The sequence below is a fragment of the Burkholderia sp. BDU5 genome (assembly GCF_001522845.1).
GTDB lineage: Bacteria > Pseudomonadota > Gammaproteobacteria > Burkholderiales > Burkholderiaceae > Burkholderia > Burkholderia mayonis.
This window is the reverse complement of record NZ_LOWC01000033.1, coordinates 1-26,285: the sequence shown is the minus strand read 5'-3', so window position 1 is coordinate 26,285 and position 26,285 is coordinate 1. Positions and strand designations below refer to the sequence as shown.

Sequence of the window (26,285 nt, the reverse complement as noted above, 5' to 3'; positions counted from 1 at the left end):
GAACCCGCGCCATCGCGAATTCCTGTCATTCATTTTACGAGCGCGCGGCGCTCGGCAGTGGCGATATCTGCTCCTCATATCTGCGCCATTTCGTCGCCAATTTCATGAACCGAATCAAAGTGACTCATCTTCAAGCGATGGTGGCGTTCGTGCACGCGGTCGGGGCAGGCAGCTTCACCGCAGCCGCCTGTCGAGTGGGCCTGTCCAAGTCCGCCGTCGGCAAGAACGTCGCGCGACTGGAGCAGCGGCTCGGCGTGCGGCTGCTGGACCGCACGACGCGCGCGCTGACGCTCACGACGGAAGGCCGCCTGTATCACGAAAGCTGCCTGCGCATTCTCGATCAGCTCGTCCACGTCGAAGCCGTGCTCGCGCAGCGGCGTCACGAGGTTGCGGGGCCGCTGCGCGTGAGCTTGTCGACTTCGTTCGGCAGGCGTTGGGTGTTGCCGGTCCTGATCGATTTGGCCGAACGGCATCCGTTGCTGCAACTCGACGTGTCGTTCACGGATCGGTTCGTCGATCTGATCGACGAAGGCATCGATGTGGTCGTGCGGCTCGGCGAGCTTCACGACAGCGCGAACACGGCTCGTCGCCCGCTCGGGATTCAGCGGTCGGTGTTGTGTGCGTCGCCCGCGTATCTCGCGGTGCGAGGGCGTCCCGAGACGATCGACGAATTGACCGGTCACGATTGCATCGTGTTCGCGCGCGACGGACGGGCGATACCTTGGGTATTTTCTGACGTACGGAACGGGGCGGTGACGGCGGACATCCGGGCGAAGCATACGATCGGCCAGGGCGATGCGCTGCGCGACGCGGTGTTGTCGGGCACCGGGCTCGCGTACTTGCCGACGTGGCTCGTTGCCGACGATCTGCGCGCGGGCAGGCTCGACATCGCGCTACCCGATTTCGCCGGCGGCTGCATGCCCATTCACGTGCTGTGGCCGGTCGCGCGCGAACCTTCGCCGAAGGTGCGGGCAGTTGTCGAAGAACTGACCGACTATTTCATGCCGATTCCGCCGTGGGACCGGCTTGGGCAAGCCGAGACGGCTGGTGTCGAACTGCCGGTCTGAAATCTGTCCTCTGCGGGGGCGGCGCCGAGGTTTCGTCACGGTCATGGACAGCCCGCGCAACAACCCAAGAAAAGCCCCGCAGTCGGAAAAAATCGAACTGGCGGGGCGGCGTCGATTGGGGTTCGCTACCACTCAATGCGAATAGCACACGAGTTCGATGGCAACGCTTTCGTCAACCTCGGATCGTGCAGTTGCGCCGACGGATCGCCGAACGCGTCGAGGAATATTGTGCAGCCGTCTCGTTGCGCGAGCGCGGCAACGTCCGGCAGCGCGGCATACGGTACTGCGCTGAGGGGAGCCGGGAGGAACGCCGCACGCAAATCTCTAGCGTACGACGACCGGGCCGTGCACCCAATATCCTGTATGGACCGTGACGACGGGACCCGCGACCACCGGCCGCACGGGCGCGACGTACGCGGGCGTCACCACGACAGCCGGCGGCGGGACGACGACGGGCGGTGGCGCGATCACGGCCGGCACGGCGTAGACGGGCACCGCAGGCGCCGCCGCGACGACCGGCACAGCGACCGGCACGGTGATGCCGACGGCAACGCCGGCGAATGAGGAGGGGGCAATCAGCGCGAGCGCGACACCACTTGCGGCGGCAAACGATGCATGCAGTTTCATGGCAGTTCCTTGATCAGAAAGGGATCGGCTGGCCGCGGCCAGGACGACATCGCCACATTAGAAGCAATGCCGATGAAAATCTGTTGGGAAACCATGTCATCTCGTTTCAACGGATTCACGACATCGTCTGACATGAATTGCTAACAGTTTTTTCGGACCGGATTCTCTACATTGCGAGGCATCGAATCACCCAATCCGTCTCGGGAGAGTCCACATGAAGAAGATCCATCTGGCCGCTTGCGCGTCGCTGCTGATCGCGCTCGGCATCGAGCCGGCCCTCGCCGGGGCATTCGGATACGGTCGCGAGGCGTCGGTCCGGGGCGCATCCTGCGGCGGCGGCAGCTGCACGCACGGTGGCGCGTCCGTCGGCCCGCGCGGCGGCCTGACGACGAATCACGGCACGGTCACGCGTACGGGGCCGGGGCAGTTCGCCAACACGGGAACAACCGTCGGTCCACGCGGCGGCCGCTATGAGCACAGCGGGACAACGACCTGCAGCGGCGGCACTTGCACGCACGACGGCAGCGTGACCACGCCACACGGGCAGACGATCGACACGGCCGGCAGCGTCACGCGGTCGTCGCCCGGTCACTATTCGTCGACCGATACGGTCACGGGGCCGAACGGCACCTATACGCGTACGGCCAGCACGAGTTGCGCTGGCGGCGGGTGTACGCATTCGGCGAGTGTCACCGGCTCCGACGGCCATTCCGTCAGCTGGACGGACACGACGACGCGAGTCGCCCCCGGCGTCGTGACGACGACGAGCAGCGTGACGGGACCGCGCGGCGGGACAGTGGCGACGGGTGGTGTGGTGGTCGCGGGCGCCCCGCGCGTCGCCGTCGTCGCGCCACCGCCCCCTGTCGCCGTCGTCGCGCCCGCCGTGGTCGCGGCGCCCGCCGCGGTTGCAGTTGTGCCGCCCCCGGCGCCTGCTGTCGTCGTCCGTCCGCGCGTCTGGGTGCCCGAACATTGGGTCGGTGGCGTCTGGGTCACGGGACACTGGTCCTGAGCATCGGATCGGCCGATCCGATCGGCGCGGCAGGCTGACGTTCCCGGACCGTCACGGCAGCGTCGCGCCGCATTCTTTACTACCGCCGAATACGGTGCGCGTCCGAGCCCGGGCATGCGCGACACCGCTGGCAAGCCATCCTGACCCCTTGCAAGGAACACCATTCGATGTTGACTCGTACGACTCGATTCGACGGGCCGGCGCACGTCGCCGCGCGTTGCGGCGCCGTCGCGGCCGCGCTCGCGCTTCAGGCCTTCGTCGGCAATACTCACGCATTCGCCCAGTCTTCCGCGACAGGCAGCGTCGGCCTGGACCTGGCAGCGGTGCCGCGCTACGCGGGCGCAAGCAGCTATCACGTGCTGCCACTGCCGGTGGTGGCGTTGGCCGGCCATTCCGCGTCAGACTGGCATGTCTTCGCGAGCGGTCTCGAGGCCGGCGCCGCGTGGTCGGTCACGCCGAACCTCTCGATCGGTCCGCTCATCGGCCTGGGGCTTGGTCGCAAGGAGGACGACGCGGCGATCCTGAACGGCACCGGCAACATCGCAGACAGCTTTCTCTACGGCGCATTCGTTCGCTGGAAAGCGGGCCCGGCGAGCGCCAACGTGCGCTTCCTGCAGTCGGCCCATTCAGGTTACGGCAATCACGTAACGTTAGTGCTCGCATATCGGATCTTCGACGGGCCGCGTGATCGTGTGACCGCGTCACTTAGCACGGTCTGGGCCAACCGCTCGGCCGCGCAAACCGAATTCGGAATCGACGATGCGCAGGCGGCGGCCAGTACCGCCCATCTGCCGACTTATGCGCCGTCGTCGGGATTCGAGCGCACGGATCTGCGAGTGACGCTCGAGCACAGGCTCGACGCGCACTGGTCGGCACGCGTGGGCGTGGGCGCGGGCACGCTCGTGGGCGACGCGGCCGACAGCCCGATCGTCGAGCGGCGGGCAAGCGTGTTCGGCTCGATGGGTGTCGCTTACCGCTTCTGATAAGTTCGTCGCGGCGTACCGTGACATGACTTGACATCGAGTTGTAACAGACCGAAATCTTTGCTTACTTTAGCGTTCTGCAATTCGCCACTGGCGAAAAGCGACTTTTTTTGTCATCTTTACCAAGGAGAACAGAATGAACCGTTTTAGTCTGATGCTCGTAGCCGCTCTCGGCGCGTCTTTCGTCCTCGTGTCGAACGCGATGGCGCAGCAGGATGACGCAATGCAGCAGAAGCTTGAGGCGCGATTCGCAGCGGCTGACGTCAATCACGACGGCAAGCTGACACGCTCGGAAGCGCAGGCCGGAATGCCTCGCGTCGCACAGCATTTCGACCAGATCGACACGGCGCACAAGGGCTACATCACGCTCGCCGATCTCAAGCAGTTCGCCGCGCGCAACCAGCGTTGATCGGGCGTGACGGCGCCCGTTCATCTTTTCAGCACAGGAAATCGCCCGATCGTGATGCCGAACGCCACCTCTTGCCCGAATGACATCCCGTCGGGCCGCATCATCGTCCTGGACGACGAAGCGGAGATCCGAAACATACTGCAGCGCTTTCTGGCGTCGCACGGCTTCGATGTTCGGTCGGCGAGGAACAGCACCCAGCTCGACGTCTTTCTCGAGCGTCAGCCATACGATCTGCTGATTCTCGACATCATGATGCCCGGCGAGGACGGGCTGGCCGTCTGCCGACGGCTGCGCGCGCGGGGACAGACGATCCCGATCCTCATGCTGACGGCGCGCGGCGATCCGGTCGATCGTGTCGTCGGGCTCGAACTGGGCGCGGACGACTATCTGGCGAAACCGTTCCTGCCGCGCGAGTTGCTGGCCCGCGTTCGCGCGATGCTGCGTCGTCAGCAAGTCACGCTGCGTCAGCGCGATCTGCGCGATGGCGTGCTGCAGGAAAGCGGGGGGGCGATACTGCGTTTCGGCGGTTATCAACTCGACACCGGACGCCAGGAACTGGGCGGCCCCAACGGCGCCGCGGTCGAGGTCGGGTCGGCCGAGATGCGTCTCCTGTGCGCGCTCGCGCAAACACCGAACCGGCCCGTGAGCCGTGCGAACCTGATCGAGCGGGCGCGCGGGCCAAACTACGATGCGAACACGCGCAGCGTCGACGTGCAGGTACTGCGCCTGCGACAGATCATCGAAGCCGACGCGTCGGCGCCGCGCCATATCCGGACGGTATGGGGTACCGGCTACATGCTCGTCGCGGAGCTGGAATCATGAAAGTGCCGCGGCCGCGCACGCTGCTCGGGCGCAATCTGTTGTTGCTGGTCTGCATCGTCGTCGCGAGTCAAGTGACGACGGTCGTGATCTATTTCGTGCTGATCCAGCGGCCGAGGGTCGACGAGATCGCGTCGGTGGTCGCTTCGCAGACGAAAACCGTCGAACGGCTGCTGGCCACGCGGCCGGAGCCGGAGCGGCGACGCGAAGTCATCGCGATGAACGGTGGCCTGCAGAGCCCGCCCGAGCGGGACCTGACCGCCGTGCCGCGCGGTTACCAGATCCGCCGCTTCGTGACACAGCTCGCCGCGCGGCTCACGCCGGGTACGTTGGTGCTGTGGGAGGGCGGCCCGCAGCACCGATTCTGGGTCAGGCTCGCGATCGACCGCGACAACTACTGGGTCGCGCTGCCCGTCACGACGTATATCGGAAATGCGCTGCCGTGGAGTGTCGCGTGCCTGTTGCTGGTGTTCGCGACATTTCCGGTATTCGGCGCTTGGATGATCCAGCGCGATACGACGGTGCCGCTGCGACGCCTGTCGCGTGCTGCGGCGACGATCGAACGCGGTGAGTGGCCCGACGCCGTGCCCGTCACGGGGCCCGCCGAGCTGGCGATGGTCGCCGATGCATTCAACCGGATGGTCGCGTCGCTCGCCGTCATGGAGACGACTCGCGCCGAGATGCTGGCGGGTATCTCGCACGACATCCGCACGCCGCTCACGAAGCTGCGGATGGCGATCGCCGCGCCGGAGGCATTCGATTCGCCGCGAGAGAGTGCCGAGCGCTTCGTCGCGGAGATCGACGCGATCGTCGAGCAGTTCATCGATTTCGCGCGCAGCGGGGACGGCGAAGCGGTGTTGCCGGGCGACCTGAATGCGCTGATCGAGCAACTCGTCGCGGACTACACCGGCCTCGGATATCGGTTCGGCATGCGGCTCGCGCCGCTGCCGGCGATGCGGTTTCGTCCGGTCGGCATGCAGCGCCTGCTGATGAACCTGATGCACAACGCGGCGATACACGGGCGGGTCGGGCTGTCGGTGCGCACCTCGGTGGAGGATGGGCGGGTCGTGATCCGCGTCGAGGATGCCGGGCCCGGCGTGCCGGAAGACGCGCTGCCGCTTCTCACGCAACCGTTTCGGCGCGTCGAGCGGCCCGATCGTCCATCGGGCGGCACGGGCCTTGGGCTCGCGATCGCCGAACGCATCGCCCGTCAGCACGGCGGCCGGCTCGATCTGTCGCTGCGCGACAGCGGCGGGCTCGCGGCTACGGTGCGTCTGCCCATTGCATGATGCGCGGCGTGCCGCCGCGCCGGCTCGCGCGTCGTCATCGTTATCCGTTTCATCACAGTGATCGATGCACCCGGCACCGGACAAACGGCGGCCAGATGGCTTACGCGGCAAGCCTCCCCTTGATCTCGGTGCGTTTTGCCCGGTAGACCGATCTAGGCGTGACAAGGCTTATCGGTCGGACCCTAAAATAATTATCAATCGAATCAGCCACTTCCTGATTAGTCTTTCCATCTTGAAGCATATATCTTCTCGCCGAGCCTCGCCGATGACAGGCGGTGGACAATGCTCAACGGCGAACTACATTCGAGCCCTGTAGTTTTCGGAGTTGCTGCCGCTAGTCGGTCATCAGACACCTCTTTATGACGCGCATTCTCGCCTAAATCAGTGTCCGGATGACCACTACACGGGGTCACCTTGATTTTGATGTCGTTTACCGGGGTAGACCGGCCTAGGCCCGACAAGGCCTATCCGTCTGCCCCTTAAATAATATCCCGTCAAATCAAGCACTTCCTGACTGGTCTTTTTGCCTAGCGTGAAGACCTCCTTGCCCGGGATTGCCGTGCGGACTGCGGTTCCCGATGGCCCCTCGGGAGCCGCTTTACCGCGATAATGTTAGTTATCGTGGATCATGAGTCTATGAACTGTACAAATACGGTTTTCTAACGTTAGACTCGTATGGGGAAGGTCTTCGCGCGACGCCAAAAGACCAGTCAGGAAGTGCTTGATTGGATGGAATATTATTTAAGGGGCAGACCGCTGACCGTTGTCGGAGCTAGGCCGGCCTAACCCGGTAAACGACATCGAAATCAAGGGGACCCCGCATAGCGCGACTGCGGCGCGCGTACCTTTCCGTTTGCCTGCGTCGAATGATCTTTGACAATCGCGCGGGGCGCCGGGCTTTCCAAGCCCGAGCATCGCGCGACGAAGTAAACGAGCCGGCCGCGGATCGACGCATGCGGCCGGACGCAGCGGATCAGGCGGTGTCCTCAGTATGGGCGATTGTCGTCGCCGCGGCGGTCGCCGTCGCGCCGATCGTCGCCTCGGTAGCCGCCGCGATTATCGCGCCGGTCATCGTCGCGCCGATCGTATTGTTGCTGCGGATGCGCATGCTCCCATTCGCCGCGGTCCCAGTAGCGGTGGCCGTCCCAATAGCGGTCCCCGTGCCAGCCGATGCCGACATCGACGCCGACACCGACACCGACGGCAGGCTCTGACGGATAGACAGCACATCCCGCAAGCATCGCGCTCGCCAAGAACGGCAGTAAGATCAGTTTTTTCATCGCCATGCAGTCCTTTGAAGTCGGTTCGTATCCCGAATAATAGAAAGCCGGCGAGCGTCGGCGTGTAATGGATTGCAACCGTATATGACGGCAGCCGCGCATGCCCGCTGCCGGGCGCGTCGCGGGAGGCCATGCGGCCGTTCGTCGAGCCGATCCGTGGACGAACGATTTCGGGACGTGCCGTTCGTACAGTTCCCGCCAGCCGTGTTTTCACGACAACGATCAGCCATGTCGCCGCCCGATCGCGCCGCGCCATACACAACGCATGACGCCGCATGACGCGACGCGATCGGGCGCACCCGCATCACTCGTTCGGCGGCGGCAGGTTCTGCACCATCAGCGTCTGCGGATTCGACAGAGGAATGCCCGCCGCGCGCAGCCGCTTCAGGATCTCGAACAGCAGATCGCTCTTCGTCGTTCCGGCGATCCGCGGACTGCCGACGTAGCCCGTCACGCTGAGCGTGATTCCGTCCGGCGTCAGCTGGCTGAACGTGACGGACGGCGCGGGCTTGTCGAGGATCGACGCATGCTCGCGGTACGCGCCGAGCAGCAGGTCGCGCACTTGCTCGGGATCGGTGTTGAGCGGGAACGTGAGCATCAGCGTTGCGACGCCTTGCGTGCTGTTGCCCATCGTCACATTGCGCAGGTTCTGCGAGATCAACTGCGAGTTCGGCACGATCACCGTCGAGCGGTCGGAGAGCTGGATCTCGGTCGCGCGCACGTTGATCCGGCGGATGTCGCCTTCGACGCCCGAGATGCTGATCATGTCGCCGACCTTCACGGGCCGCTCGGTCAGGAGGATCAGCCCGGACACGAAGTTCTTCACGATCTCCTGCAGGCCGAAGCCGATGCCGACGGACAGCGCGCTCACGATCCACGCGAGGTTGTCCCATTTGACGCCGAGGAGCGACAGCGTGAGCAGCACGATCGCGACGTAGCCGAGATTGCTGAACAGCGTGATGAGCGACGCGCGCATGCCCGGGTCCATGCCGGTCGAGGGCAGCAGCTCGTTGTCGAGCCAGCGGCGTATCGAGCGTAGCAGATAGATGCCGATCCCGAGCGCGAGCGCCGCGTTCAGTATCCGGTCGGGCACGATGTTCAGGCGCTGCAGCCTGTCGCCGCCGAACATCGAGATCACGCTCACGAGCAGGTCGTTGGGCGTCGTGCCGAAGCCGCCCGTCAACAGCGCGACGACGGCGACGAGGAGCAGCACGCTTGTGCCGATGCCGGACAGCACGGTCTTCGCCTGGTCGAGATGGCTGTCGTTCAGCCCGAACAGATGCTTGATCAGCTTGCCGCTCGACAGGCTCGCGGAGAACGCGCTCGCGCACAGATCGCGCGTGAGGCGGGTCAGCAGATACAGGCTGCCGAGCACGATCTCGAACCAGACGAGCTCGTAGGTCAGAAAACGTGCGACCGAGATGTAGCCGACCAGCAGCGCGACGAACGCCGCGACGACGGTCAGCGTGACGCCCGCGTGGATCAGCCCGGCGAGCGTCGAGCGCGCCTCGGGGGGCTCGCCCGCCGCGGCGAGCGCGGTGCGCACGCGGTTCGCGCGCAGCAGCGACGCGCCGATCGTCACGGCGACGACGAGCGACACGATCCCGCGGCCGAACAGCGTGACCTGCAGGCTCGTGTCGGCCGTCCTGTTCAACTGCTCGAGCGCACCCGCAACGAGCAGGAGCGCTGCGAGAATCACCGGAAACGGCCGCATTGCGAGCGCGACTTCGTCGGCGAGCGCGGGCAGGCGCCATGTCGGATGGCGTGTGCACAACAGCGCGCGGCCGAGCCCCGCGATCAGCGCGCAGGTCAGCGCGAGCTTTGCGAGTTCGTCGGCGAAGTCCTGCAGCGCGCTCGACAGCGCGTAGTCGCGCGTGAGCGCGAGATAGACGAACTGCACCGCGATGCCTGTCGTCACGACGCTCGACAGCGCGACCGACGTCGCGAGCGCGCTGCGCCGCACGCGGGTCGCCGGCAGCTTGGTCAGGCTGAACCACGCGAGCGCGCGTTCGATGAGTCGTCTGCCGATCGTCCATACCGCGAGCGCGGCGGCGAGCAGGAGCGCGGTGCCGATCCGCCGGCCCGGCTCCCACGCCGCGTGCAGCACTTGCGCGATCTGCGCGCTGAACGCGTCGAGCTCCTGACGATCATCGTCCGACGGGCGGAAGAGCGGCGTCCAGAACTGCGCGCCGAGGATGCTGCCCGAGCGCAGCGCGAGCTGATCGCGCAACAGGCTGCGACGCAGCTTCGAATATTGCTGGGTCAGGTTCGCGAGGCTGTCCTTTTCGTCGGCGGCCTGCTTCAGCGCGGCGTCGAGCTGCGTTTTGCGCGTATTCAGATCCGCGCGCTGCCGCGCGACGGCGGCCGTTTCGGGCGCGGCGCCCGGCGCGGGCGGCGGCCCGAGCACGTCGAGCTGCGCCTGCAACTGTGCACGCACGGGCACGAGCGCGGCCGTCAGCTTCTCCACGTCGGAGGTCAGCGTTTGCGTCGCTTCGTCGAGCCCGCTCAACTGCTTGCCCGTCGTCGCGGTCGACGCCTGCTGCTTGATCCGGTCGAGCGCGGCCTGCACGCGCTTGAGCTCGGCGACTGCTTCGTCGCGCGAGATCGTCGGCGCGGGCGGTACGGTCACGCCGGACGCGAGGTCGACGGCCGCCGCCGCGGGCAGCACGGCGCAGAGCAGATGCAATAGGAAGGCGAGCGCGACACATCGCGCGAATTTCGGATGACGGACCATCGGGAAACCTTACAGATCGGTTGCGCGAACGGACAACCGGGATGCGCTGTAGATTGCCACGGTTTTTCGGCTTGCGTATTGCCGACGACAAACCGAAACAACTGAAAGGAAAACGAAACAGTTGAAGGGCATCGCGCCGTGCATGCTGCGCGCCGGAGCGGCGCGCAGCATCGGCGGTCACGTGCGCGTCAAATCTGCTCGATCGGAATGTACCGTCCGTCCTTGCCGACGGGAGAGAGCGGCAAGCCGGCCCTCTCGCGGTGCTTTCTTTCCTTCGACAGCGGCGGGCAGCTTTGCTCGTCGTAGTACATGACCATGCAATCGAGGCACAGCAGGCACTCATCGGATCGATCCGGCCGGCGGGATCGATCGCTTGCGACCCGCAGCCGACCGCGCACGCATGGCAGGTCGTGCATTCCGGCTTGCCGCGCAGCTTGAAGATCCGCAAGCGCCCGGGCAGCGCGAGGCTCGCGCCGAGCAGGCACCGATACTTGCAGAACGGCCGCTCGACGAAGATCGATGCGCCGACGACGAAGGTCCAGAACGGCACGAACGGCCAGGCGCGGTTGAGAGCGCCGACGACGAAGGTCGTCTTGAACGGCTCGATTTTGGCGAGCTTCTCGGCCCACGGCATCGCAAAGAACGACACGACGAGCAGCGTGGCGAACACCACGGACTTGAGCTTGCGCAGTCGGTTGTGCCACGGCGCGGGCAGCTTGTGCTGCCACTTCTGCAGGCCCGTCGCATGCGCGATCTTGTAGATGAGCTCGGAGAGCAAACCGAACGGGCACATCGAGCCGCAGAAGAGACCGCGGCCCCAGACGATCACCGTCGCGGCGATCACGATCCAGAAGACGAAGATGAGCGGATCGGACAGGAACAGCGCCCAGTTTCAGCCGCTCGCAAGCAAATGAACGAGCGTCAGCACCTGCGTGATCGATGGCTGCGCCATCTAGTAACCGCCGGCGAAGCCGATCGCGATCAGCCAGCTCACGGTCTTCGGCCAGGACACCCAGCGCTTGTCGGCGCGCTTCGCGCGGCGCACCCAGCGCTCGCGTCGCGAAGAACAGCACGACGGCGAGCGTCCGCCCGACGAAGACGGACGAAGACGGCGATTTCGACGCGCTTGCCCGTCCACGCCTTGCGCCAGCCACGCGGGCGCGTCTTCGTCGACGTGCGGACGGCCCGCCCGCGAGAACCTCGCCCGGCAGCCCGTACGGCGACGCGACCGTGGAGAAGGTCTTCGCGCCGGTTTGCTTGTCGGAGCGATGGCCGAGGAACGCGAACTTCCATGGATACGCGGCGCTGAACTTCGTGCCGCGCACGATGAAAAGCGCGTGCTCGCCGGACTGCAGCCGGCTCATCAGCTGCGCGTACTCGTAGTCGCTGAGGATGCTCTTGCCGATCGCAGGCGCATTCACATTCAGGTAGCCGTAGTAGAGATCGAGATAAGGCGCGTCGTGTCCGGCGCGTCGACGTCGGCTGGCCGGATCGTCAGGTGCGCGATCGCGCTGCGCTCGACGAGCGCCTGCCACGCATAGCGCGTATTCGACGGCAGCAGCCTCGCCTGCGGCAGCACTGTTTCCTTCACGATGCCGACCTGTTCGAGGAGCGGCGCACCGGCGGTCGCGTCGACGCCTTTCAGCCGCGCGACGAAACGCAGCGTTTCGAGCACGGTCAGGTTGTCGTAGAGCGCGACGTTTTCCGGCAGATAGCGCGATGCCGGATCCGGCGGGCCGTTCGCCGCCCGCGAATCCGCCGCTTGCGTGAGTGGCGCGCGGGCGAATCCGCTTGACCGACGGCGGAGCGGCCGTTGTTGGTGGGGCCGGCAGGCGCGTCATCGATATCCGAACCGGGACGTTCGCCTCGCTCGGGACGGCAACCGAGCGTTCGAATTTCTATGCGGCCGCGCCACTCGTCGCTCACCCGCGCCGCATCGACGGCCTGGGCTTCGCAGGCGACGGAGTCAGGGCGCGACGCGCGCGCTAGCAGGACGGCATGCCGAGAATGCCTCGCGCGTCCTGGCCGGGGAGCGCGTCGGCGGCGTACGAGAAATCGCCGTCGCGCTGTCGTTTGGCGAGTTGCTGCAACAGGACCCGATAGCGCAGGCCCGCGCGGTCGAAGCGTGAAAACAGATCGCGTCGCTCGCCGGCGTCCTGATAGCGACCGCTCTGCGGGCCGACCATGCGGTTGTCCTGCGGCGCGACGACATATGGCGTCAACGGCATCAGCACGCGCAGCGGCCAGGGCGCGGACGTCGCGTTCAACGCGAAGCTGAGCCGGCAGCGGTCGCGCGACTCCGGCAGGCACGGATGGAACAACGGCAGGTCGGTGCCCGGCGTGTAACGTCCGTACGCGAGCGCGACCGAGCTGCGCACGTGCACGTGGATCACGGCGTGAACATCCTGATGCTTCGCGCGCACGCCGCCGAACCAGCGCATGATCGGCGCGACCGATTTGTTCGTGCAGCGCCGGATCATCGTCACGGTCTCGGACGTGAACTGCACGTCGATCCGGTCCTCGTCGGATTGCTCGTTGCCGAGCACGTTCGCATGCAGGAAGTCCGCGTGCGTCAGATCAAGCAGGTTTTCGACGAGCAGCGGCGAGCAGCAGTCGAGACGGACGTTGCCCTGCATGTACGTCGGCAGTCCGCCGTCGCGCGGCAGGAACGGCACGTCGGGCACGAGCGCGTCGCTCGCGTCTTCGGGATCGCCGTACCAGATCCATACGTAACCGTACCGTTCGAGCACCGGATAGCGTCCGGCGGCATTGATCGGCGAATCGGGAGCGGGGCGTGTCGGGGCCGGCAGGCCGGGGTGCCATCGCGACGCGTGGACGCGGCTGCCGGCGCGCCACAGATAGCAAGGCTGCGAATGAATCTGCCAGCGCGATGCGCGCTCGCCGACCTCGAATGTGTGAGCGAGCGGAAACCACGCATTGCGCAGCCGAATCCGGTTGGGCAGCCAATCGTCTTCGTTCCGGCGGCTTGCCGTACCGGTGTCTTCGTCGTCGATGGTCGGCATCATCAGTTCCTCGCACAAGGTGATCGATCGACGCCCACCGAGCTCGCGCACGCCGTTTGCGGGCGTGGCCAGGCGCGCGAGCACGACACGTCGAGCTTCGACAGTGCGCGGCCGTCGATGTGTTCGAGCATCGCGAACGGCGAACGGCGCAGGCGGGCCCACAGGCGAAACAATGCCGCGCCGGCCCCGCCCGTATCCGCGGCGACGCCGCCGCGCCACAAGACGTTCGTCGTGCCGCGGGCCGCGGGCACGATGGCGATCGACGCCCACAGCATCGGCGCGCCGTCGCGCATGTCAAGCGCGACCGACGCGAGCGCGCCGTCCTGCGGCGACGTGAGCCGAAGTGTCCACGGATAACGCGCGCCGAACCGATGATTACGCCGGCGCGTTGCCCACGTGACGCCGCGCTCCATGCCGACCCGGCCGTCGTGCGGCTCCGGATCCGCGATCACGTAGTCCGTGATTCGCAGGCCCGCGATGCGCATCAGCAAATGCGGACCGTCGGCCAGCGCGGCGACGTATTCGTCGCACGCGACGGCTACCGTCGCCGAGCCTGCGAATCGCTGCGTGCAACGCGATGGGGGCGAGGTCGCGTCGGCCGGCTCACTCGCGTCGACGCCGTGCGTCGCACGTCCCCACACGAAGCCGTCGCGCTCGAGCGTCTCGTATGCGCGCGCAACGTAGTGCGCCGGCACCCGTTCGTGCTCCGACAGATTGGGAATCGCGACGCATGCGCCCGTCGCGCCGTCGTAGATCCAGCCGTGATAGCCGCACTGCAGCCGGCCGTCAGGCGTTATGCGTCCGAGCGACAGCGGCGCGCGGCGATGCACGCAACGATCCTCCATCGCGCGCACGGCGTCCGATGCGTCGCGATACAGCACGAGCGGCTGCCCCATGCAGACGACGCCGAGCGGCGCCTTGCCGGTCACCTGCTCGGACAGCGCGAGCGGCAGCCAGCGCGCCGTGGAATCGGAAAAAAGCGGAACGACGGTATCCATGGGCGTTCATCGCGATGGTCGCGATGCCTCCGGCAATCCCGGCAGATGCGTATCCTCGTTGGGGTCTTGGCGGGCGGCGCGGGCCTGCGGCGCTGGAAATTCCACAGGCGAATCGTCGACGGTCATGCGCGGCGCTTGCGGCCGATGCCGCTTCGCGAGCCGATGGGTCGACATCGCGCTCAGCCACGTCATCGTCAGCGTCGCGATCAGCAATACCGTGTACAGCGAAGCCGGGATGATCCGCAACTGCAGACCGATCGCGAGGACCATCAGCTCGACGGTCCCGCGGCAGTTCATCAGCACGCCGATCAACGTCGCCTCCGCGCGATCGATGCCGCACAGTCGCGCGCCGGCGTAGCAGCCGCCGAACTTCGCCGCGATGCCGCCGATCAGGAAGACGACGAGCCAGCCCCACGTCGCGCCTGTGTCGAGCGCCGAAAACGAAGCCTGAAGCCCCATGCTGACGAAGAACAGCGGGATCAGGACGAGATCGGCCAGCCCTGCGAAGCGCGCGTTCCACAACTGCCGCAGATCGTCCCGGCCCGACAGGTTGGCGGCCGCGACGAGCGCGCCGAACGCGCTATGAAAGCCGAGCCGCGACGCGGCCCACGACGACAGCAGCACGTAGCACAGCGCGCAGATCAACGTCGCGGAATCGCTTCCGGCCCGGCGCGCACGATCGAGCAGCGAGAGGGCGATCTTGCGCACGAGCGTGACCGACACGACGAAGAACACGATGAGCAGACACACCGCGCGCACCGTCGATACCGGCGACAGGCCCGATGTCGCGATTGCGCCGACGGCGGCGAGAATCAGCCAGCTGAACGCGTCGGTCAACGTCGCCGCGAGTATCGACACCGTCGCCGAAGGGCGGTCTGCGATGCGCGCGTCGGAAACGATGCGCATCATGACGGGCAGCGCCGAAACGGATAATGCGATCCCGCAGAACAGCACGTAGGCGAGAGGCGACGCCTGCGGCTGGAACGCGCCGGACGACGCGACCGCGATCGCGCAGCCGGTCGCGAACGGCAACGCCATTCCGAATCCCGCGACGACGGTCGCGACGAGCGCGGCCGAGCGCTTTTGCGGAATCTTCCAGGTAATGTGCATGCCCGTCTGAAACATCAGGAACACGAGCCCGAGTTCGCCGAGCCGCGTGAGAATCGCGGCCGAATCCTGGCCGAGCCGCATACCGAATCCGCTCACGGCGAGCGCGCCGAATGCGGACGGGCCGAGCAGCAGCCCGGCGAGCAGCTCGCCGACGACGCGGCCTTGCCGCAGCCGTTGTGCGAGCGCGCCGAGCACGGATGCCACGACGATCACGATGCACAGTTGCAATATCCAGTCAGCCATCTTTCGTCGCTTCCTCGGCCTTGCCTTCTTGCCTTCTTGCGTTCGATGAGTGCCGGCGGTGCGTGCGCGGTCGCGCCGCCGGCATGCGCGTCGCGCGCCGACGGCACCGGGCCGGCCCGCGCGGGCGGCCGGCTCCGGCCATGCCGGCCGCTCGACGCGAGCGCGGCGGCTGCGCGCGCGGGCTATACCGCGGCGGCGACCCGCTGCAGGCCGAGCCGCGGCCTCGTCGACACGTACAGTCCGTCGAGCGCCATGTTTTGCGACAGGCAGGGCAGGCCCTCGATCGCGTCGAAGAATCGCGCGTTGTCCTCGACTTCCGAACTGCCGATCGCAGCGGCGAGCGCGCCCTTGTCCTTGCGAAGCGCGAGATTCTGATCGATGCGGCGGGACATTTCGCCCATCAGGTGCGACGTGGCCTGCTCGACGTCGGCGATGTCCTCGAGGCCGGACACGAGATTCAGGAACGCGCGCCGGATGTCGCCCGCCTCGATCGTGTAGTGGCTCAGCTCGTCGGCCTTGCTGTAGTAGCCGAGCTTGCCGTGCGCTTCGTAGAACGTCTGCACGAACACGAGAAAGCGCAGGTACGCCTGCTGATAGCTGTCGCGATAGTATGCAGCGGCCTCCCGCTCAGACACTTCGTCACGCAGGATGCTGGCGAGCGACGCGGCGGCGAGCATCCCGCTGTACATCGCGAGGTGGACGCCCGTGGACAGCAGCGGGTCGAGGAAGCACGCGGCGTCGCCGGACAGGAAATAGCCGTCGCCCGCGAACGAATCGCAGGTGTACGAATAGTCTTGCTCGGTCTTGAGCGGCGTGACGAGGCGCGCGTGCTGCGTCAGCTTCGTCATCACCGGGCTCAGCGCGAGCGCGCGCTCGTAGACCTGCTCGAGCGAACCGGACCGCTTCGCCTCGACGAATGCATCGCGGTGCATGACGACGCCGACGCTCGTCGGACGATCGGCGAGCGGTATCGCCCACCACCAGCCGTCCGGAATCGAGCTCACGAGAATCGACCCCGGCGCGCAGTCGTCGGGCCATGCGAGGCCTTCCCAGTAGCCCCATGCCGCGACGTTTCGGAAGATCTCATGGAATTTGCGATTGTCCAGGTATCGGGTCGACATCAGTCCGTTGCGTCCCGACGCGTCGACGAGATGATCGAACTCGACGGTGGTCGTCTCGTCGGCGCCTTGCGCGACGCACAGTGCCGCGCAAGGGCGACCGTCGTCGAACCGGATCTCGCGCACGCTCACGCCTTCGTGCACCTTTGCGCCGACCGTTCGCGCATGCTGCAGCAGCAATTGATCGAATTCCTCGCGGCGCACCTGGTAGCTGTAGTGATAGGCGCCGCCGAGCTCGCCGAAATCGAGTTTCCAGGTCTCGCCTTTCCAGTTGAAGTAGGCGCCCGGTTTGCGTTGGAAGCCGTGCCGGTCGAACGTGTCGCGCGCGCCCATCAGCGTGAGGATTTCGAGGCACGACGGCAGCAGCGATTCGCCGATGTGATAGCGGGGGAATATTTCCTTGTCGACCAGCGTGACATCGATGCCTTCTCGAGCGAGAAATGCCGCAGCGGTCGCACCGGCCGGACCGCCGCCGATGACAAGGACTTTAGTGCGATTCGGAAGACGCATGCTTGCTTCTCCTTGTATTGGGGAACGTCATGTTCACGAGCGGATCCTGCCGTCCGGCGCGGCAATTCGATTCCGATCGCTTAATGATTGAGCCGGACTTCGGTCTCGCGAGAGTCATGCCCGGGCGGTGCCCGGGTTCTTGTCAATTGGCGAGCGCGAGTTTGTTGACCTCGTACTTGTAATCGAGGAAGGCAAGGAAACTGCGGAAGTGATCGTCGACGATCGCCAGCGCATCCGCATGCTTGTCGGCGGACAGCCTCTGATCATGGAAGATCGATTCGTTGATCGAATGATCGAGCTCGCTGTCGATGTGCTCCGCACCCAGATAGCGAAGCGTATTGCCCGTGTCCGCCTCGTAGGCCGCCGCGAGCTTGCGCGATGTCGTGAAGAAAACCTTCGACGTCGCTTCGCCGGCTTCCATCGATGCCATTTTCAGCAGCGGGCAGTCGCCGCACCGCCGCGCGCGAGACACGAGCGAATACATGTACTTCCGCACGGGCGCGCCGAGATCGTCCCAGATCACACTGATTGCGCTTTCGCAATCGACGGCTCTACCGTTTACACCGAGCGTCTTGATATCCGAAACCATCATGTGCCAGTGCTCGGTGTCGACGTCGACATGATCATTGATCGCGTTTTGCAAGTCGTTTTCCGGCTTTTCGTAGTGGTAATACATTCGATTGATGTCGCGAAACGTCATCGCCAAATGAATCAGCAACGGCGACCATACGCGCATCATTTGCTTGATTTGGGGAAGGGTGACTGCTTCGAGTTGCGGAAAGACCGGATGATCGAGGAGTGCTGCCTTTTTTTTGCGAATTGTCGCGAGAATTTCCCTCATGACGAAAACTCCTGTTATGAATGAGTTGTATCGCTGCGGGTTTTTGATCGAGGCCGGGATTATGACCGAATTGTTATGCCTCACGAGGAGTCTAGATAGATATCCGGAGATGTCAATAAAAGGGGCAGAGGATTTTTAAAAACAGTGAGAATTGGTAGTTTCTGTAATTTGAAGATTGGTGAAAATTATCTTTTGATTTCTATGTTGGAGTGTTGTTTTGTGGATTGAATGGTTAATAATTGCAGAAATAGATAAATAGGCTGGCATCCGAATAGCGTGAATAAAGATGCCGGAAGTTTTGGTTTTTGATTCGATTGTGTTGACCATGGCGCGAAATTTCAAAATCCAGGCAAGAGGAAACAATCGGTCGATCTATTGAAAAGAATCCTTCGACATACCGGTGGCTCGGGGATGAAAGCCAAAGCGAAAGGCGTGGCGGCGGAGGGACGCCGTGCGGTTTGTTGTGCTTGTCGTCGGCGAGGCAGGGTGGCGCGCTCCGCGTTCAGTTCATGATCGAACGCTGATGAGCCGACATGATCGGCTCAGTATTTGAATGCGGCGATGGCTTCCATTGGATACACAACGGCAGGCAGCAGCCTGCGTTTGGCGGATTTCGCGGTGGGAAACTTGGCAGAGTAGGCCGCCTGACGCGCGCGCCGGCGCCTTTCATGACCGGCGCCCAATGAACCTTTGCTCATTGGGCGCTGGCGGAATGCATCGAGTCGGCCGGCGCGCCGCGCGTCATTCATCCATCAGCCGAACCTTCACCTTCTTGCCCTTTACCTTGCCCGCGCCGAGCTTGCGCAGCGCATCGCGCGCGACGCTGCGCTCGACCGCCACGTACGTCGAAAACTCGGTCACGTTGATCTTGCCGATCTGCGCGCCGCTAAAGCCCGCTTCGCCCGTCAGCGCGCCAAGCACATCGCCGGGACGAATCTTCTCCTTGCGTCCGCCGAGAATCTGCAGCGTTTCCATCGGCGGCAACAGCGGGGCATCGCTCTCGGCTTCGAGCTCGGCAAGCGGATGCCATTCGACATCGCGCTTTTGCGCCTGCTCGATGCTGCCAACGCGCCCCATCTCGTTCATGCTCGCGAGACTCAGTGCCCAGCCGTCCTGATCCGCGCGGCCCGTACGGCCGATGCGATGCACGTGCACTTCGGGATCGGGTGTCACGTCGACGTTGATCACCGCTTCGAGTTGCGCGATGTCGAGACCGCGCGCGGCCACGTCGGTCGCGACGAGCACCGAGCAACTGCGGTTCGCAAACTGGATCAGCACCTGGTCGCGTTCGCGCTGGTCGAGCTCGCCGTGCAGCGCGAGCGCATGAAAACCCTGCGCGCGCAGCACGTCGAGCAGATCGCGGCATTGTTGTTTCGTGTTGCAGAATGCAAGCGTGCTCACGGGACGATAGTGATTCAGCAGCATGCCGACTGCGTGCAGCCGCTCGTCTTCGGTCACTTCGTAGAAGCGCTGGCGAATCTTGCTGTCGTCGTGACGCGCTTCGAGCTTCACTTCCTTCGGATTGCGCAGAAATTGCTGGCTCAGCTTGGCGATGCCGTCCGGGTACGTCGCCGAGAACAGCAGCGTTTGACGCTCTTTCGGACACTGACGCGCCACTGTCGCGATATCGTCGAAGAAGCCCATGTCGAGCATCCGGTCCGCTTCGTCGAGCACAAGCGTATTCAATGCGCCGAGCGCGAGGCTGCCGCGCTCCAGGTGGTCCATGATGCGCCCCGGCGTGCCGACGACGATATGCGCGCCATGTTCGAGGCTCGCCGTCTGCGGCCGCATCGGCGTGCCGCCGCATAGCGTCAGCACCTTGACGTTCTCCTCTGCGCGCGCGAGGCGGCGGATTTCCTGCGTGACCTGATCGGCGAGTTCACGCGTCGGACAGAGGACCATCGCTTGCACGTCGAAGCGGCGTGCGTCGAGCCGGGCGAGCAACGGGAGCGAGAATGCCGCTGTTTTGCCGCTCCCGGTCTTCGCCTGCGCGATCAGGTCGTGCCCCGCGAGCGCAATCGGCAGGCTTGCCGCCTGGATCGGCGTCATGTCGACATAGCCGAGCTGCGTGAGATTGGCGAGCGTGGCGGGCGCGAGCGAAAGCGCGCTGAAAGGCGTGGCGGTCGGTTTGTTCGTCATGTCGTAGCGTCGGGTTGGATGAACGGACGGCCTTCGAGTTGCTCGTAGACGATCGTGCCGTCGTCGGCGTCGAACCGCTCGACGTAGTTGCGCGCGCCGCACAGCGGGCAGCGGAACAGCAGTCCTTGGCCTTCGTCCTTGATGGCGACGTCCGACTGCTCCCACTGCGTGCCGCAGCTTTGGTTTCTACAAGTAAACACGGTCATTCTCCCGCTGGATTCTGTTGCGCGCCTTCGCTGGTTCGAGTGAAGACGCGTGCGTTGCGCGGCCACGGCGTGTTTGATCCGGATGAAGGGACGGATGCCACGCGGCCGTTCGCTTGATGTTTCGTCGAGGTGGATGATTGATCAGGCGGCGATGGAAGATCGCGCATGCCGTGATTTTAACGGATGCGCGAGACGGGACCGCCGGCGGTGCTGCCGCGTCGCGCCTGAAGCCATCACAGGTACGGCGACGGGATGAACGGGGCAGGCTGGCCGCCGACCGCTTGAGGGTTGGCCGGGATTCGTGAAATTTTCGCCAAAATCACCTTGATTCGATGATTTAAAAGGGAAATTTCAACATTCCGCCGGGCAACTAGGCCACGCGGCCCTTCAGATCCGAGGGCACGGTCGTAGCCCAAGTGCTGCCTCTTCCAGAGCCGTTGCCAGCACCGGCGACGGTGTCCATTGACCGCCTTGTACCTTGAAGCGCGCCGTCGCATCGACGATCTTCGTGTCGCGGCCGTTCCGGCTGCCGCCGGACAAAGTGACATCACCGTGCGCGGCCATGCGTTCCATGATTTGTTCGATGTCGAGCGGGCCGTCGGCATCAAAGGTGACGATCATGAAGTCGCGATACACGACCCGCGTCGGGACACGGTTCACAAGCTGGACGAGCAGGTTTGCGATGCGCACCCGCTGCCCGGCAAAGGCCGGCAGGCGGTGACTGTCCGGCTGCCCAAGCATTTGCCAGTAGCGCTTGCTAAGCCGGCAGATCGAGTCGTCCGCGGCGATCAGAAATGTCCGGGGCGAGTATCCCATCGTGAGCCAATCGGATCAGTTGAGTGGAGGGCGACATGTTCCTTGACGCCGTCGTTTCCGGACGTAGTCAGTCCGGAGCTGCGGGAGGCTCGAGCACATCGAAAGTGAAATGCACGCCGTGATACCGCTCAGCAGTATAGATGCCGTTCGGCACCTCGGTTGATGGCGTTCCTACGAGCAGCGTCGTCGCGATATCCAGGGTGGCGCACAGGTTGCATAGCAGGCGGGCCGCATTGCGGAAAACCATACTCTTGATCTTGTCGATCCCGAAACCCAAGGCGGTGATGTGCTCGCAAAGAAATACGCCGCCCCATTGATTGTTGTCGAGCTCGTCGATGTGGGCCATCTTCATCAATCGATCGAAGCCGTTATCGTCATCGAGGGCGCACGCGGTCCAGAAATACATTTCCATGGCGACACGTTTCGCCACGATGATTTGCTCACGTGTGATGGAGACTTCATTGTGGCCTCGACGGGGCGCGCAACCCGCGAACAAGGTACGCGTAATTTTCTATCATAAGCCTCGTGGTTATTAAGATGTCGTTTATCAGCGCTGATCTCGCATAAGCGTGTTCGGCCGTAGCGTCAGTTTTTCCGCGCCTCGAACGCTTGGTCGAACTGCCGGGCGCGCCGAACTTCGTCGCTATGCAGGTAGGTCGACGTCGTCGAGATCGACGCGTGACGGAGATTGTCGCGCACCATGATCAGTTCGGCACCACGGGCCAGCGCGTGCGTGGCGTGCGTGTGGCGCACCCAGTGCGGACTCGCGCGCCGAAGCTTTTCGGCTGTCGCCGGCCGTTCGTCGTGAATCGCGTCGGCCGCCAACAAGAAAAAGCGTCGCAACACGCGCCAGAGCCGCGTGCTCTTGATGCCGGCACCATCCTCCTCGAGGTTCGCGACCAGTGGTGTGTCCCGGGCCCAGCGAGTCGGGGTGACCGGCAGTCCCCGCTGTACGAGAGACTGATCCAATGCGGTTCGCGCCAGCGCAGGCAGCGCCACCTTGCCGGGTTTGCCGCCTTTGCCAATCACGTGTAGCCAGTGATCGCCCTGTTCGTCGCGCCGGATGTCGCCGAGCGTCGCGCCGACGAACTCGCTGGCACGCAGGCCGGTCGCGTAACCGAAGTCGAGCAGGAAGCGCAGGCGTTGGGCGGCTGGCGCGCTCCAGCCATACGACCATTCCAGCCCGTCGGCCAGCGCACGGATCAACAGCCACTCGCCTTCGGTGAAGCCACGGGCAACGTCCATCCCCGCGCGCACGGCGGCACCGCGCACCTTGACGCCCGCAAAGGGGTTCGCCAGCACGTAGCGCTGCTCAATCAGCCAGCGGAACATCGCCGACAGGACCGTGAGTGCGTACGCCGCCGACCGTGCCGACAGCGGGCCGCTGAATGGCCGCCATTCGATGCTCTGTCGCGGCCGCGACGGCCCGACCCAACGCTCGCGCGGTGCCGGTCGCCGCAAGAACGCGCGGTACGCGATCGCATCGTCGGTCGTCAGCGACGACAACGCCCGACCGCGTTCGACAATGGCCCACAGGATCAGCCGCTCGGCCTCTTTCCGATAGGCGCGCTGGGTTGCCGCCGATTCGTGCAGGGACAGCCAGGACTGAATCGCTTCATAGTCGTTCGACGCGCTTAGCAGACAGGCCGCCTGCGGGGCCCGGAACAGCCCGCGCGAGCCGTCGACCTCGTGCGGCACATAAATCTGCTCCCACGGCACGACGGTGCTGGACGGTGCCGCGACGATCAAGGCGCGCGCCCGTTCGGTCAGGGCCGGATGTGCAGCGAAGAACGCTTCGACCTGTCGCGCGCCGGCGACCCCGAGACCATCGATCGTCGACCACCAGCGGCGGCGTCGCGGAATCCGCACGGTCAGATCTGCCAGCGTCCGGATACCGTGCGCCTGCAGGGCCGCCACGATACGTGGCGCCAACCATGTGCCGATCTCGTCCGAAATGTGCGGCTCCGGCACGGGAAGGTGCCGAAGTGCGTCGATGGCCCGCGCGACGGCGTCAGCCGACGTCTTGGAGGGGCGGTCGACAAACGCGGCTGCCAGGTCTTCGCGATGACGTGTTCGCGCGAACGCGACGAGTTGCCTGCGAATGCAACTGAGGATGCCGCGCGACGATCCTCCGGCGGCTCGCCGATCGCCCAGATAGCGGGCAACGGCCGCGCGCGCGTCCAGGCCGGCGTACCAGGCGCGCAGTGCGGCTAGCTCGGCCTCATCAGGGAAGCTGGGTTTGCCCGTGTCGGGAGAGGAGGTCTCACGCGTTTTCATGATCACCAGTTTAGATGCATTTCGATGATGGACAGATAATATTGGTTATCGGTCTATCTTCACCAAACTGCTAAAAGTTCCCTTTCCGTTGATGCGGTCACCTGCCCGCTACGGCCGCGATCGGTGAACGCTGGCCCGCAACGATGCAATGCCGCAGCCGTTTGGTAGCGATGCCAGGGAATGGCGGGAGGCTGTTCATCGTGGATCACCAGAATGCGCGCAATCGTCGCCAGTTCGTGGTCAAGCAGCATGCAGCGTTCACCTTGCTGCACACGCGTGACGCGCGCTTCATGAAAGGTTTGTCGCGGCAAGGAGGGATGGCAAGGTGGGAAATCGAAGATGTTATAAGAAATAATTTCATAGATTATTGCAAAAAATGTGCATCTGGCCGTGTACCGGCCTGAATCTGAAGAAAACCTATGAGCGCGGGCCAAGCGCAAGCTGGAAAGCCGGAAGCGTTCGTTGCGACAAGCCGGACGATCGGGCATGACGAGAGAAATGTGGTTGCCGATACCGACTGAGCAGATCCGCGCGCTGTCGATTGAGAGCCATCTCGCCGATGGCTACCATGCGTGGTGACCTCGGAGACAACGGTGTCAGATCAGTCGCCTGGTGCGCGTTGTTTACCTGGGGTTCACCTGCGGGATGCGACCCCGACTGCCACGGATTTTGATCTGTACCAGCGTGCCGAAGCAGCCCTCAATGCGCGCATTGATAAATCATTCTTGACACGTCGATTCGCAAGTCCTAGATTGATTCAAATCACGCAATTTACTTGAACAACGACAATTGGCGTGACTGAGTCACCAGAACGAAGCAATCAGCGCTGATGTTGGAATCCCGTTATGGTTCGTTGCGGAACTACTGATCGCCAAGCTCTCTCATTCTTTCCGCTTCGGATTTACTCGCTTCGCACCGATGTCGCCTTGCCGTGCAAGGCCATAATGACAAACAAGCCGCGATTCGCGGCCATTTTGCGTGGTGGAGAAATGACATGACCCGCATTGGTTTCGAACGTATGCCTTTCCGCTAGGGCAACATGTAGATGCCACATTCCAACGCCTGAGAGAATCGGGATGGATGCGTGCGGCCAGATTATTGATATCGTCCGCCATATGGTCGACGGATTTTATTTGCCAAAATAAATTAAGTTGGAAGATTAATATTCGCGTCGATTTATGGCGTCGATTGGTAATTGTTTTAAACATTTAATGATAAGGTCGTAATGGACGAGATGCTCATTCTGGTGGATCGAAACGATACTCCCTTGGGTTTCGACACCAAGGCACGGATTCACCAAAGTGGCGCATTGCATCGGGCTTTTTCGATATTTATATTCGACCATCAAGAGCGTCTGTTGCTTCAGCGGCGCGCACTCGGAAAATACCACTCGGCGGGTTTGTGGAGCAACAGCTGTTGCGGGCATCCACGGCAGGGAGAAGAACTCGGTGCAGCGGTGGCTCGGCGTTTGCGCGAGGAGATGGGGTTCGATTGCGAGTTGTGCAAGGTATCGGCGCTGACGTACCGGGCGCAGTTGCCCAACGGCCTGATCGAACACGAGTACGACCACATCTACGTCGGTACGTTCGAGGGCGAACCTGTCGCGAATCCCGATGAGGTTGCCGACTGGCGATGGTCCCTGTGCGATGAAGTCCTGGATCTAATGGAGCACCGGCCTCATGACTTTACCGTCTGGTTCCGGGAGATTATGGGCCGCGCGACGGCGGACGGTCTCCTCGCACAATGGCGGGCATGGGCCGGCAGAGGAACCCGCCTAGGGCCAATACTGTTCACTTGATGATCACTTTCGGTACTATTCGTTGATTCAGCGGCTCCCATCGTCGCCGGATCCGGAAATTCGACATCTTTCGTTTCACGCCGCGGGGATTACGTTTGCCGCGGCTTTGCACCGCACGCCCGCTGGCGAGTTCGCGCAGCAGACGCTGTTTCCAGCTTTGCCACTGCTCAGGGGGGAATTGCCGCCGCCTCGGGCAGGCGTCGGTTCAGCACACGCACGGCATGGACAAAGGACAGGTCTTCAGGTCGCTGCTCGCTGTCCTGAGCAGCCTCGTACATCAAGCGGCGGGTCGCCGCGTGCGTGAGCATTAACGCATAGAACTCCTGACGTACCAGATCAGGTGTCTTACTGCGCAGCACCTTCTTCCCATCACACAGATGCGTCTTGATCTCATCGAACATCTCTTCTATTTTCCAGCGCCGGTGGTACAGCGCCGCGAGTTCTGCGGCAGGTGCCAACGCCGGGTCCAGCAGATTAGTGATCAGGCGATACTGCGGCTCGGCGTCAGGCACGCCTTCCAGGCGATACTCGATGACCCGTGCCCGCATGCCGCTGCGCTGGCGTAGAGCGAATTAAAGTCGTCAACTCGGGATGCCCGTCGCGCAAGGGGTTAGGCTGCTGAGTTGACGACTTTATTGTAAGCACCTCGCGAAGGCCGTTCGCAATACGGCGCGCACGTGAGGCATGATTGGTTATCGGGCGTTCGGGTTCGCCCGCTGGCAATCAGCCCGTGGAGGCAGGCGGGCAAGGCTTGCCTGGCAGCTTACTTGCCACGTTCCACGGTAGTAATTCGTCGATGCGGTTAATGGGGTGGTCAGCGATATGGGTCAGCACGTATTCGAGGTAAGCGCGCGGGTTGATCCCGTTCAGCTTGCACGTGCCGATCAGGCTGTACATCGCTGCAGCCCTCTGGCCCCCGCTATCGGAGCCGGCGAACAAGAAGTTCTTCCGACCCAGACTCACACATCGCAGCGCGTTTTCGGCCAGGG

The 26,285-nt window shown here is 64.0% G+C and carries 23 protein-coding genes and 2 pseudogenes; 7 read left to right on the top strand and 18 right to left on the bottom strand.

The window, feature by feature from the left end:
* Positions 1–119 precede the first annotated feature (119 nt).
* A complete protein-coding gene (locus WS69_RS06800) occupies positions 120–1,067 on the top strand; it encodes a LysR family transcriptional regulator (protein WP_231747085.1) in 948 nt (315 codons plus the stop codon).
* A 324-nt stretch (positions 1,068–1,391) separates the two neighbouring features.
* On the opposite strand, the gene WS69_RS06795 is transcribed toward WS69_RS06800, so the two are convergent.
* Positions 1,392–1,694 carry a hypothetical protein gene (locus WS69_RS06795; protein WP_059470033.1) on the bottom strand — a complete coding sequence of 101 codons (303 nt, stop codon included), beginning with the start codon at positions 1,692–1,694 and terminating at the stop codon, positions 1,392–1,394.
* Positions 1,695–1,908: 214 nt separating this feature from the next.
* Between WS69_RS06795 and WS69_RS06790 the strand changes: the two genes are divergently transcribed.
* The 5 genes from WS69_RS06790 to WS69_RS06770 all read left to right on the top strand — a co-directional run bounded on the left by WS69_RS06790 (position 1,909) and on the right by WS69_RS06770 (position 6,203).
* Positions 1,909–2,703 carry a hypothetical protein gene (locus WS69_RS06790; RefSeq protein ID WP_059470032.1) on the top strand — a complete coding sequence of 265 codons (795 nt, stop codon included), beginning with the start codon at positions 1,909–1,911 and terminating at the stop codon, positions 2,701–2,703.
* Positions 2,704–2,870: 167 nt separating this feature from the next.
* Positions 2,871–3,686, top strand: a complete 816-nt coding sequence (locus tag WS69_RS06785; RefSeq protein ID WP_059470031.1) for a MipA/OmpV family protein — start codon at positions 2,871–2,873, stop codon at positions 3,684–3,686.
* A gap of 136 nt (positions 3,687–3,822) precedes the next feature.
* On the top strand, positions 3,823–4,095 hold the full coding sequence (locus WS69_RS06780) for an EF-hand domain-containing protein (protein WP_059470030.1): 273 nt from the start codon (positions 3,823–3,825) through the stop codon (positions 4,093–4,095).
* 54 nt (positions 4,096–4,149) lie between these two features.
* A complete protein-coding gene (locus tag WS69_RS06775; protein WP_059470029.1) occupies positions 4,150–4,917 on the top strand; it encodes a response regulator in 768 nt (255 codons plus the stop codon).
* On the top strand, positions 4,914–6,203 hold the full coding sequence (locus tag WS69_RS06770) for an ATP-binding protein (RefSeq protein WP_059470028.1): 1,290 nt from the start codon (positions 4,914–4,916) through the stop codon (positions 6,201–6,203). The genes WS69_RS06775 and WS69_RS06770 overlap by 4 nt, the downstream gene beginning before the upstream one ends.
* A 986-nt stretch (positions 6,204–7,189) precedes the next feature.
* On the opposite strand, the gene WS69_RS06765 is transcribed toward WS69_RS06770, so the two are convergent.
* The 15 genes and pseudogenes from WS69_RS06765 to WS69_RS33035 all read right to left on the bottom strand — a co-directional run bounded on the left by WS69_RS06765 (position 7,190) and on the right by WS69_RS33035 (position 23,986).
* Positions 7,190–7,483: a hypothetical protein gene (locus WS69_RS06765; protein ID WP_059470156.1), complete on the bottom strand. Its 294-nt coding sequence runs from the start codon at positions 7,481–7,483 to the stop codon at positions 7,190–7,192.
* Positions 7,484–7,787: 304 nt separating this feature from the next.
* Positions 7,788–10,217 carry a DUF3772 domain-containing protein gene (locus WS69_RS06760; protein WP_059470027.1) on the bottom strand — a complete coding sequence of 810 codons (2,430 nt, stop codon included), beginning with the start codon at positions 10,215–10,217 and terminating at the stop codon, positions 7,788–7,790.
* 188 nt (positions 10,218–10,405) lie between these two features.
* A pseudogene (locus WS69_RS06755) lies at positions 10,406–11,829 on the bottom strand (4Fe-4S binding protein); the annotation flags it as partial.
* A pseudogene (locus WS69_RS34030) lies at positions 11,809–11,931 on the bottom strand (ABC transporter ATP-binding protein); the annotation flags it as partial. The pseudogenes WS69_RS34030 and WS69_RS06755, both read right to left, overlap by 21 nt.
* A gap of 271 nt (positions 11,932–12,202) precedes the next feature.
* On the bottom strand, positions 12,203–13,240 hold the full coding sequence (locus WS69_RS06745; RefSeq protein ID WP_059470155.1) for an aromatic ring-hydroxylating dioxygenase subunit alpha: 1,038 nt from the start codon (positions 13,238–13,240) through the stop codon (positions 12,203–12,205).
* Between the two features lie 2 nt (positions 13,241–13,242).
* Positions 13,243–14,238, bottom strand: coding sequence for a Rieske 2Fe-2S domain-containing protein (locus WS69_RS06740; RefSeq protein ID WP_059470025.1), 996 nt, complete (start codon positions 14,236–14,238; stop codon positions 13,243–13,245).
* A gap of 6 nt (positions 14,239–14,244) precedes the next feature.
* Positions 14,245–15,591, bottom strand: coding sequence for a cation:proton antiporter (locus WS69_RS06735; protein WP_059470024.1), 1,347 nt, complete (start codon positions 15,589–15,591; stop codon positions 14,245–14,247).
* 182 nt (positions 15,592–15,773) lie between these two features.
* Positions 15,774–17,219 carry an NAD(P)/FAD-dependent oxidoreductase gene (locus WS69_RS06730; RefSeq protein WP_059470023.1) on the bottom strand — a complete coding sequence of 482 codons (1,446 nt, stop codon included), beginning with the start codon at positions 17,217–17,219 and terminating at the stop codon, positions 15,774–15,776.
* Positions 17,220–17,361: 142 nt separating this feature from the next.
* Positions 17,362–18,060: a hypothetical protein gene (locus tag WS69_RS06725; protein ID WP_059470022.1), complete on the bottom strand. Its 699-nt coding sequence runs from the start codon at positions 18,058–18,060 to the stop codon at positions 17,362–17,364.
* 741 nt (positions 18,061–18,801) lie between these two features.
* Positions 18,802–20,199, bottom strand: a complete 1,398-nt coding sequence (dbpA, locus tag WS69_RS06720; protein ID WP_059470021.1) for an ATP-dependent RNA helicase DbpA — start codon at positions 20,197–20,199, stop codon at positions 18,802–18,804.
* The gene (locus WS69_RS06715) at positions 20,196–20,399 is read right to left on the bottom strand and encodes a hypothetical protein (RefSeq protein ID WP_059470154.1); all 204 of its coding nucleotides are present in this window, start codon (positions 20,397–20,399) and stop codon (positions 20,196–20,198) included. Before WS69_RS06715 ends, dbpA begins: the two co-directional genes overlap by 4 nt.
* Before the next feature lie 393 nt (positions 20,400–20,792).
* On the bottom strand, positions 20,793–21,221 hold the full coding sequence (locus tag WS69_RS34550) for a hypothetical protein (RefSeq protein ID WP_059470020.1): 429 nt from the start codon (positions 21,219–21,221) through the stop codon (positions 20,793–20,795).
* 67 nt (positions 21,222–21,288) lie between these two features.
* Positions 21,289–21,651 carry a hypothetical protein gene (locus WS69_RS06705; RefSeq protein WP_156437974.1) on the bottom strand — a complete coding sequence of 121 codons (363 nt, stop codon included), beginning with the start codon at positions 21,649–21,651 and terminating at the stop codon, positions 21,289–21,291.
* Positions 21,652–21,806: 155 nt separating this feature from the next.
* Positions 21,807–23,498, bottom strand: coding sequence for a phage integrase family protein (locus WS69_RS06700; protein WP_059470153.1), 1,692 nt, complete (start codon positions 23,496–23,498; stop codon positions 21,807–21,809).
* A 59-nt stretch (positions 23,499–23,557) separates the two neighbouring features.
* Complete coding sequence (locus WS69_RS33035; RefSeq protein ID WP_156437971.1) at positions 23,558–23,986, bottom strand: hypothetical protein; 429 nt, start codon at positions 23,984–23,986, stop codon at positions 23,558–23,560.
* 737 nt (positions 23,987–24,723) lie between these two features.
* On the opposite strand from WS69_RS33035, the gene idi reads away from it, so the two are divergent.
* On the top strand, positions 24,724–25,296 hold the full coding sequence (idi, locus tag WS69_RS06695; protein WP_059470018.1) for an isopentenyl-diphosphate Delta-isomerase: 573 nt from the start codon (positions 24,724–24,726) through the stop codon (positions 25,294–25,296).
* Positions 25,297–25,463: 167 nt separating this feature from the next.
* Here the strand turns inward: idi and WS69_RS06690 are convergent, their stop codons facing one another.
* A complete protein-coding gene (locus WS69_RS06690) occupies positions 25,464–25,844 on the bottom strand; it encodes a transposase (protein ID WP_059470017.1) in 381 nt (126 codons plus the stop codon).
* A 175-nt stretch (positions 25,845–26,019) separates the two neighbouring features.
* Positions 26,020–26,285 (bottom strand): transposase domain-containing protein (locus WS69_RS06685; RefSeq protein WP_156437969.1); only part of this gene is annotated, 266 nt, incomplete at its 5' end.

What these genes read in the sequence shown, in the direction of transcription:
- WS69_RS06795 (WP_059470033.1), bottom strand. Translation starts at nt 1,694, where the DNA reads ATGAAACTGCATGCATCGTTTGCCGCCGCAAGTGGTGTCGCGCTCGCG.
- WS69_RS06790 (WP_059470032.1), top strand. Translation starts at nt 1,909, where the DNA reads ATGAAGAAGATCCATCTGGCCGCTTGCGCGTCGCTGCTGATCGCGCTC.
- WS69_RS06785 (WP_059470031.1), top strand. Translation starts at nt 2,871, where the DNA reads ATGTTGACTCGTACGACTCGATTCGACGGGCCGGCGCACGTCGCCGCG.
- WS69_RS06780 (WP_059470030.1), top strand. Translation starts at nt 3,823, where the DNA reads ATGAACCGTTTTAGTCTGATGCTCGTAGCCGCTCTCGGCGCGTCTTTC.
- WS69_RS06775 (WP_059470029.1), top strand. Translation starts at nt 4,150, where the DNA reads ATGCCGAACGCCACCTCTTGCCCGAATGACATCCCGTCGGGCCGCATC.
- WS69_RS06770 (WP_059470028.1), top strand. Translation starts at nt 4,914, where the DNA reads ATGAAAGTGCCGCGGCCGCGCACGCTGCTCGGGCGCAATCTGTTGTTG.
- WS69_RS06765 (WP_059470156.1), bottom strand. Translation starts at nt 7,483, where the DNA reads ATGAAAAAACTGATCTTACTGCCGTTCTTGGCGAGCGCGATGCTTGCG.
- WS69_RS06760 (WP_059470027.1), bottom strand. Translation starts at nt 10,217, where the DNA reads ATGGTCCGTCATCCGAAATTCGCGCGATGTGTCGCGCTCGCCTTCCTA.
- WS69_RS06745 (WP_059470155.1), bottom strand. Translation starts at nt 13,240, where the DNA reads ATGCCGACCATCGACGACGAAGACACCGGTACGGCAAGCCGCCGGAAC.
- WS69_RS06740 (WP_059470025.1), bottom strand. Translation starts at nt 14,238, where the DNA reads ATGGATACCGTCGTTCCGCTTTTTTCCGATTCCACGGCGCGCTGGCTG.
- WS69_RS06735 (WP_059470024.1), bottom strand. Translation starts at nt 15,591, where the DNA reads ATGGCTGACTGGATATTGCAACTGTGCATCGTGATCGTCGTGGCATCC.
- WS69_RS06730 (WP_059470023.1), bottom strand. Translation starts at nt 17,219, where the DNA reads ATGCGTCTTCCGAATCGCACTAAAGTCCTTGTCATCGGCGGCGGTCCG.
- WS69_RS06725 (WP_059470022.1), bottom strand. Translation starts at nt 18,060, where the DNA reads ATGAGGGAAATTCTCGCGACAATTCGCAAAAAAAAGGCAGCACTCCTC.
- dbpA (WP_059470021.1), bottom strand. Translation starts at nt 20,199, where the DNA reads ATGACGAACAAACCGACCGCCACGCCTTTCAGCGCGCTTTCGCTCGCG.
- WS69_RS34550 (WP_059470020.1), bottom strand. Translation starts at nt 21,221, where the DNA reads ATGGGATACTCGCCCCGGACATTTCTGATCGCCGCGGACGACTCGATC.
- WS69_RS06700 (WP_059470153.1), bottom strand. Translation starts at nt 23,498, where the DNA reads ATGAAAACGCGTGAGACCTCCTCTCCCGACACGGGCAAACCCAGCTTC.
- WS69_RS33035 (WP_156437971.1), bottom strand. Translation starts at nt 23,986, where the DNA reads ATGCCCGATCGTCCGGCTTGTCGCAACGAACGCTTCCGGCTTTCCAGC.
- idi (WP_059470018.1), top strand. Translation starts at nt 24,724, where the DNA reads ATGGACGAGATGCTCATTCTGGTGGATCGAAACGATACTCCCTTGGGT.
- WS69_RS06690 (WP_059470017.1), bottom strand. Translation starts at nt 25,844, where the DNA reads ATGCGGGCACGGGTCATCGAGTATCGCCTGGAAGGCGTGCCTGACGCC.